The organism is Microseira sp. BLCC-F43 (assembly GCF_041929235.1).
Classification (GTDB): domain Bacteria; phylum Cyanobacteriota; class Cyanobacteriia; order Cyanobacteriales; family Aerosakkonemataceae; genus Microseira.
Genome location: NZ_JBHFNP010000312.1, coordinates 1 through 7,126, shown reverse-complemented (window position 1 = coordinate 7,126; position 7,126 = coordinate 1). Strand labels below are relative to the sequence as shown.

Genomic DNA, 7,126 nt, shown 5'->3' with positions numbered 1-7,126 from the left:
GGGGGGGATCGCCTCCCCCCTTGGCAAGGGGGGGCAGGGGGGGATCGCCTCCCCCCTTGGCAAGGGGGGGCAGGGGGGGATCGCCTCCCCCCTTGGCAAGGGGGGGCAGGGGGGGATCGCCTCCCCCCTTGCCAAGGGGGGGCAGGGGGGGATCGTCAGTTGATACAATTCCCTCGCCTCAATTGCTGAAAGCGCGGTGGGTTTTTCCAGCAATAAATGCTTCCCCGCTTGCAATACAGTTTTTGCCATTTCGTAGTGGAGAAACGGCGGCGTCGAGATGCTGACCGCTTGTACTTCTGGCAGTGCGACGATATCTTCTATGGTGGTACAGGCGTGGGGTATGTTGTGAGTGAATGCAATCGCTTGCGCCTTCTGCAAATCTCGATGATACACTGCGACAACCTCTGTGCGAGGATGCGCCTTAAATCCCGGAATATGGACTTTCTCACCAAATCCAGTACCTACAATTGCTACACCTATATTTGACTGCATCAGATGCATTCCCTTGCGCGAAGAAAACGACATTGGTTGATTGGACTTCTCCAAAAATTCTTGTGGGGTAGGCATCCTGCCTGCCAAAGAGTTTCTTTTATGGAGAGATCTATTGGACAAATCGAATGGTGAGAGGATAGCGATACAACTCACCTTTATTCGCTTTAACGGCAGCCGCGATCGCCACCGCCATTTGAAAGATCCCAAATAGAATCAATGCTCCATTTTGCCACATTTCAATTCCCCCTGGTAGTAACTGAGGTCTTTGGTTACTCTCAGGATCTACTCCTCCTAGTCTGCCTACGACCAGCAGGGAAATTAAACCTAAAATCAAGAATATCAGAAACCCGACAATGCTGTACAAAGACATCGATAGTTGAAAATTAATCGACTCTTTTCCCTCAGCTTCTACAAAAGCACTTTCGTCTTTCTTCAACCACCAAATAATTACTGGCCCCAGCAGGTTAAGGAAAGGAGGTGCGAAACCGAAGAACGCTAGCGGAATCCATATCAGTGACGAAAGATGACACAACATTCCCCATTTCTTGGCTTCTTGGTCGTTCATGGCAGTTACTTGGAATTTTTAATTCAAAATTGATTCTTTTCACCCACAACGCCCTGATGCTGTTGCTTGTTATTTAATTAATCTAATCGTCAAAGGATAGGGATAATACTGACCACCTTTAGCTTTAATTGCGGCAAAAATTACTAAAGCTAACGCTACCAAACCAATCAGCGTCAATGCGATCCCGATTATGCCAGCAGCTAAGCCAAATCCTACAATTAGTGCCCCACCAACTCGATCGGGATTCCCCCCGCTGGGTACACTAGAGCCAGCAATAATACCAACAATTATGCCCACAACTACTGCAATTATTCCTATTACAATGCCGTATATGGTGAGGGAAATTTGAAAGTTTAGCGACTCTTTTCCCTGGTCGTCAATAAACGGATGTTCCTTTTTCTTCCACAACCAAACAACTAACGGCCCTAAAATGTTAGCAAATGGCAAGGGGGGAATGCCAATAAATGATAAAAGCGCTAGAGGTATCCCTAGGAGGGAAGCGAGGTGACACCACATTCCCCAGGTTCTTGCTTCTTGGTTGATATTGTCAAACATTGGCGTTTACCTTTGGCGTTGTTTTTCTATCCATTCGATCGTCTGATATGCCAACTTTGTCCCCGATAGTCGGTCAATTTCCCGCACGCCCGTAGGACTGGTAACGTTAACTTCAGTCAGGTAGCCGCCAATGATATCAATACCGACAAAAATCAAGCCATCCCGTTGCAGGGTAGGTGCGAGTTGGGCGCAAATATCGTACTCTCGTGCGGTAATTTCGGTGGCTGCTACTCTGCCGCCCACTGCCATGTTACCGCGAAATTCTTTGCCCGTGGGGATGCGATTGACTGCGCCGATGGGTTCCCCGTTGAGCAGGATAATGCGTTTATCGCCTTCTTTGGCGGCGGGGAGGTAAGTTTGCACCATGACGGGGACTTTACCTTGTTGGGTGCTAACTTCGATTAACGAATTGAAATTGCGATCGCTCGGTTCTAAAAATAATATCCCTTCCCCCGCCTTTCCCCCCAAAGGTTTCAATACCGCCGCTTCTTTTGCTTCTACAAATTCCCGAATTACTGCCTTCTCCGAGGTAACAATTGTTTCTGGTATTGCCCCAATAAATTGCAGCGCATACATCTTTTCATTCGCCGCCCTAATGCCGTTAGGAGCGTTGATTGCTAAGGTTTTGGCTGGGTTGATATAGTCTAAAATATACGTTGCGTAAAGATACGGCACCGTTACCGGCGGATCGGTTCGCATGAATACCGCATCCATTGTTTCCAGGGGGTGAAATGCACGATCGCCCAATTGATACCAAGGCGATTGGGCCACCCAACGTCCCTCCACCAATTGCACCGGAGTTAAATGCACCCGTTCTAACACCGCCATTGCCTTGCCATCCACCACACTCAAGTGAGATGCCAGAGTTATCCAGACTTCGTGACCCAATTCTTGAGCAGCTTCCATCAGCGCCACGCTGGTATCGTGACCTGGGTCGAGCAAGTGGATCGGGTCAATGATAAACGCAAATTTCATAAGTGAGAAGGTAATGGGTAATCGGTGATAGGTAATGGGCGAGAAAGTCAGAACCGGGTTTCACAGTAGTAGCACAGCACCCGAAATATTCTGTACAAGTGAAGATTTTATGATTGCTGTGCTACTAATACCAACGATCAAGGGTAGACTTATGCCACAACTCTTGTGGGGTAGGCATCCTGCCTGCCCTCGACTCTATATTCGGTCGAGGTCTAATCACCCCTGACCGATCGCCATTGACTATACCAGCATTGGCTCTAGCTTGCCTTGGGCGTCCAAGGCGTGGAGATCGTCGCAGCCGCCGATATGCTGGTCGTTGATAAAAATCTGAGGCAGAGAACGCCTGCCATTAGCACGTTGAGCCATCTTTGCCCGTGCTACTTCATCCCCGTCGATGCAGTATTCGGTAAATTGAACCCCTTTTTTGTTCAGCAAACCCTTGGCGCGGATGCAAAAAGGACAACTACTCCAGGTATAAATTTCTACGTTCGCAGCCATAACCACCTCAAATGTTAAGTTATTTTACTTTATTTTAGTTTAGGCGCTGGGTGGTGCATGGGGGGGGGGAAATAATGATGTTAGATCTGCAATCGCAAGTAATTATCGATAGATTTGTCTCAATCAGTTTACCCAAGCGAGGCAGAGCCTCTAGAATCTTGTTCCCAGGCTGAGCCTGGGAACGAAGAAACGAAGAAGGCTGTGCCTGGGAACGAAGAAGGCTGTGCCTGGGAACGAAGACGGTAAGCTGCTGTTTGCGGTCTAAGGTGGGTTAATGACGCACTCTAGCGCTAGAGTGTGGGGATGGAAAAAGTTCGTCGGTCAACGATGGGCAATTGCATAATGCACCAGTTGGGCGAGTTTCTCACGCAGCGTGTCTAGACCCAGACGTTCGCTTGCCGAAATAAACACGGCTTGGGGAAACTCTTCTCGCGCCGATGCTAGGGCTTCGCTATTGGCGCAGTCGATCTTATTAAAAGCAACCAAAGCTGGGCCGGGAGTGACGGGCATTTCTGACAGAATCGCCATCACCGAACGAATGTGACTGTGCCACGCCGGATGGGACAAATCCACCAGGTGCAACAAAGCGTCTGCTTCGGTGACTTCTTCTAAGGTGGCGCGAAACGCATCCATCAAAGCTGGGGGCAGTTCGTGAATAAATCCGACTGTATCTGTCAGCACAATGGGCATCGGTTGTTCCGTCACTGCATCGGGAATTACCAAGCGGCGCGTGGTGGGGTCAAGCGTCGCGAATAGCTGGTCAGCGGTATAAACCTCAGCGTTGGTCAACACATTTAACAGGGTAGATTTACCTGCATTGGTATAACCGACTAAAGCGACGGAGGGAACTTCTTGGTGTTGCCGATTCTGCCGCAGGCGCGAACGGTGCGCTTGCAGTTGGTTGACTTCCTGTTGCAGGCGGGCGATGCGACGCCCAATAGCGCGGCGTTCGGTTTCTAATTTTGTTTCACCGGGACCTCTGGTACCGATACCGCCCCCTAGACGGGACATCGCTTGACCTCTCCCAGTCAGTCGCGGCAGCGTGTATTCTAACTGCGCCAGTTCTACTTGCAATTTCCCTGCCCCAGATTGGGCGCGTTGGGCAAAGATATCTAAAATGACTTCGGTGCGGTCTACTACCCGGACGCCAATTTGGGTTTCTAAGTTGCGAACTTGGGCGGGGGAGAGGTCGCGGTTAAATACAATCAGGTTTGCACCTATTGTTTGGGCGGTGAGGGCAATTTCTTGCACCTTGCCTTCCCCGACGACGGTTTGGGGATGGACGCGCGATCGCTTCTGGGTCACTGCCTGCAATACTTCACCCCCGGCAGTATCCACCAACCTTGCCAATTCTTCGATGCCGTACTGGAATTCTTGGGGGGTCATTTCATCGGTCATGACTCCGACTAAGAGGACGCGATCGCTATCCGAATCTACCTGTTGGGCGATGAATTCCCGCTGAAATTCTGCTTCCAACCCGTCAACCAAGTCGAGAAAATCCTGCTTGGTTAGCATATCTAGACTCATTGCTGGCGACACGCTCCAATTGGCAACGCCTGAGTCCGCCCCGGCGGACTTCACCCCGTTCGTAGTAGGGACTTCAGTCCCTTTCTCCAGCGCAGAACTGAAGTCCTCACGAAGAACTTGATTTGGTACTAGGTGTGCCAGATAGGTTTCTTTGACATAACCCGTCGCACCCCCACCCCGTCGCTCAAATCCTTCGCCGGTAACACTTAGCACCACCAGTACATCGAGCCTTTGCAGTGCCATTGCGGTTAAAGCCGCAACGCTTGGCGGTTCTGACTTGAGATTGGTAGCGATGCAGCGAATACCGCTGAGTCGTTCGGCACCATAGCGCGGCAATTCTAAAGGCGGGATTTGAGTTTGACGGGGCGTACCCACACCCACGCGAATCACCTGTCCCCGACGGTTGATATAGGCACAGACAGGTTCGGATAGTTCCGCGCTAATAGCTGCCAGCCTTTGGGCAAATTCCGGCGTGGTGATGCGATCGCCTGGAATCCGCTGATGATACAGCCGTTGTAGCTGCTTCAGCTGGCTAGACTTTAAACCCTGAAGTAACCCGTAGATCGTCTCGATATGCACTTTTGACCAGTAACCTGGCCCCCAAATCGTTATTTGTCTATTTTAGACAATCTACCTGTAAGGTCAGCGGTCATTGGTAATTGCTAATTGCTAATTGCTAATTGCTAATTGCCAGCTTGGTAATCGATCACATGCCTTTCCCGATTACCTATTACCCATTACCCATTACCCATTACCCATTACCCATCCCATCAATTTGCTTAGGTTTTTTCTCCATCCCGATGGGTCTGAGTTTCCCAATGCCTTGTCGTAGCTGTCGTAAGCTTCTGCGTAGCGTCCCAAACGATGCAGCGCCGCGCCTCGGAAAATCCAGGCTTGTGCATCTTTTGGTTGAATTTCTAAAGCTTTGTTACAACTTGTGACAGCTTCTTGATAGCGGTTTAAGTGGAGCAGCACTACGGCGTGGAAAACCCAGGCAGCGTAGTCATTTGGCTGAACTTCTACGGCTTTCTCAAAGCAGGCAAGTGCTTCTTCGTAACGACCTAAGTTAGCCAGCACATCGCCCTGGTTATACCAGAGATTTGATTTGCCAGACTCCCTTTGCCAAGCTTGTTCGAGGCTAATTAGCGCCCGATTGTAGCGACTGATGCCAGTCATAAGTATTTTCACCAACAACAACGACCGCTTAAACAATCTATCCAGTGAATTTTACTGATTGTACCTTAATTTCCAGAGATATCCCGCCATACTCGATCGAGTTTGCCACCAGATGTAGGCCCAGCCAACATACCATGGGTATGGGGATCAACTAACAAATCTGAAAGCCTTTTTTTCTGGTTATATAGATCAAAAAATATTTGGCATTTTTTAAAAGTTTACTGCACCAGAGCCATGTTTCTGAAAATTTTCGCTATATGGGTTTAGACTCTCTCCCCCTCAGCGTTTTTTTCTGGTGTTAGATAAGTTAATCTGGTTTTTGCTGCTGTTTTTAATAGAGGGAAAACCCTAGCAAAACCAGGGTAAAAACCGCTTGGTAAAACCAGTGTTATTTGAGTTAAAATAAGGATAATTGAACTTAAAAATATCAAGGGTTATGAAAATTCAATCATCGGTTTTAGTTCATCTCGGATTTGGCAAATACGTGCGGTCGGATCGAGTATCAGCGGTGATTCCGATTGAGGAAGAACGCGGACCGGGAAGGCGCACTTTTGTTCACCTCGAAGGACAAACAGACCCGATCGTTGCCTCCCGTGCTGAAGATACTATTGTGCGCGATTTAGTACAAGAACCCCGCGAGGTTACCCAGTCGCGTCAGCAGCAAGAAATCCTGCAAGATTTATTAGTTGATTTGGGTAATCTTAACGGGACTGTACGCCGTATTTGTCGCGACGAAGGCGGTTTAGACCTTGACCGTTTAGAACGGCGCATTCGTCAAGTTTTAGAGTCGTAATCTTATTGTGTAGGGGCGGGTAAAACCTGTAGATATTAGACCTCTGGCAAAAATATTTGAGGCGGGCAATACTACCCACCCCACAAAACCAAAAAAATTCTCGTGGGGTGGGCGGGCAATACTACCCACCCCACAAAACCAGAAAAATTCTTGTGGGGTGGGCGGGCAATACTACCCACCCCACAAAACCAGAAAAATTGTTGTGGGGTGGGCGTCGGTGCCCGTGCTTCAAATCCTCTCAAAAGGACTTTTGCAAGAGGTTTATTACGATCGGCGACAAACGCCCCACTTGCGTCATCCTCAGGACTTACGCAGGACGAGACCAGAAACCCGGTTTCGACCTTGATCTCTGGTTGCCAAACCAAAGATTTTTCGTAGAAACCGGGAACTTGCGCGTAAGTCCTGGGGGGTAGGGACACGGCATCCAAAAAACTTTGAGGAATGGGACAAAACTTACTGATGCCGTGTCGCTACAATGTTGTATTGCACGCGATGGAAAACCGTAAAGCAGCATCAGGATGATTCTGATCGATGTAGTAGGGACA

General features: G+C 49.2%; 8 protein-coding genes. 1 reads left to right on the top strand and 7 read right to left on the bottom strand.

Going from position 1 to position 7,126, the window contains the following annotated elements:
- The 7 genes from ACE1CM_RS41835 to ACE1CM_RS41805 all read right to left on the bottom strand — a co-directional run.
- On the bottom strand, positions 1-492 hold a 492-nt coding region (locus tag ACE1CM_RS41835; RefSeq protein ID WP_374885164.1), incomplete at its 3' end, for a Gfo/Idh/MocA family oxidoreductase.
- Positions 493-601: 109 nt separating this feature from the next.
- Entirely contained in the window at positions 602-1,057 is a 456-nt protein-coding gene (locus tag ACE1CM_RS41830) for a DUF4870 domain-containing protein (RefSeq protein WP_374885161.1), read from the bottom strand.
- 69 nt (positions 1,058-1,126) lie between these two features.
- Positions 1,127-1,612: a DUF4870 domain-containing protein gene (locus ACE1CM_RS41825; protein WP_374885159.1), complete on the bottom strand. Its 486-nt coding sequence runs from the start codon at positions 1,610-1,612 to the stop codon at positions 1,127-1,129.
- A 6-nt stretch (positions 1,613-1,618) separates the two neighbouring features.
- Positions 1,619-2,587: a glutathione synthase gene (gene gshB / locus ACE1CM_RS41820; RefSeq protein ID WP_374885157.1), complete on the bottom strand. Its 969-nt coding sequence runs from the start codon at positions 2,585-2,587 to the stop codon at positions 1,619-1,621.
- A gap of 240 nt (positions 2,588-2,827) precedes the next feature.
- Complete coding sequence (gene grxC / locus ACE1CM_RS41815; protein ID WP_374885156.1) at positions 2,828-3,085, bottom strand: glutaredoxin 3; 258 nt, start codon at positions 3,083-3,085, stop codon at positions 2,828-2,830.
- Positions 3,086-3,406: 321 nt separating this feature from the next.
- Entirely contained in the window at positions 3,407-5,185 is a 1,779-nt protein-coding gene (gene hflX, locus ACE1CM_RS41810) for a GTPase HflX (RefSeq protein ID WP_374885163.1), read from the bottom strand.
- A gap of 171 nt (positions 5,186-5,356) precedes the next feature.
- On the bottom strand, positions 5,357-5,788 hold the full coding sequence (locus ACE1CM_RS41805) for a tetratricopeptide repeat protein (protein WP_374885154.1): 432 nt from the start codon (positions 5,786-5,788) through the stop codon (positions 5,357-5,359).
- Between the two features lie 436 nt (positions 5,789-6,224).
- Here ACE1CM_RS41805 and ACE1CM_RS41800 point away from each other — a divergent pair, with 436 nt between their 5' ends.
- Entirely contained in the window at positions 6,225-6,581 is a 357-nt protein-coding gene (locus ACE1CM_RS41800) for a hypothetical protein (RefSeq protein ID WP_226573236.1), read from the top strand.
- Positions 6,582-7,126 lie beyond the last annotated feature (545 nt).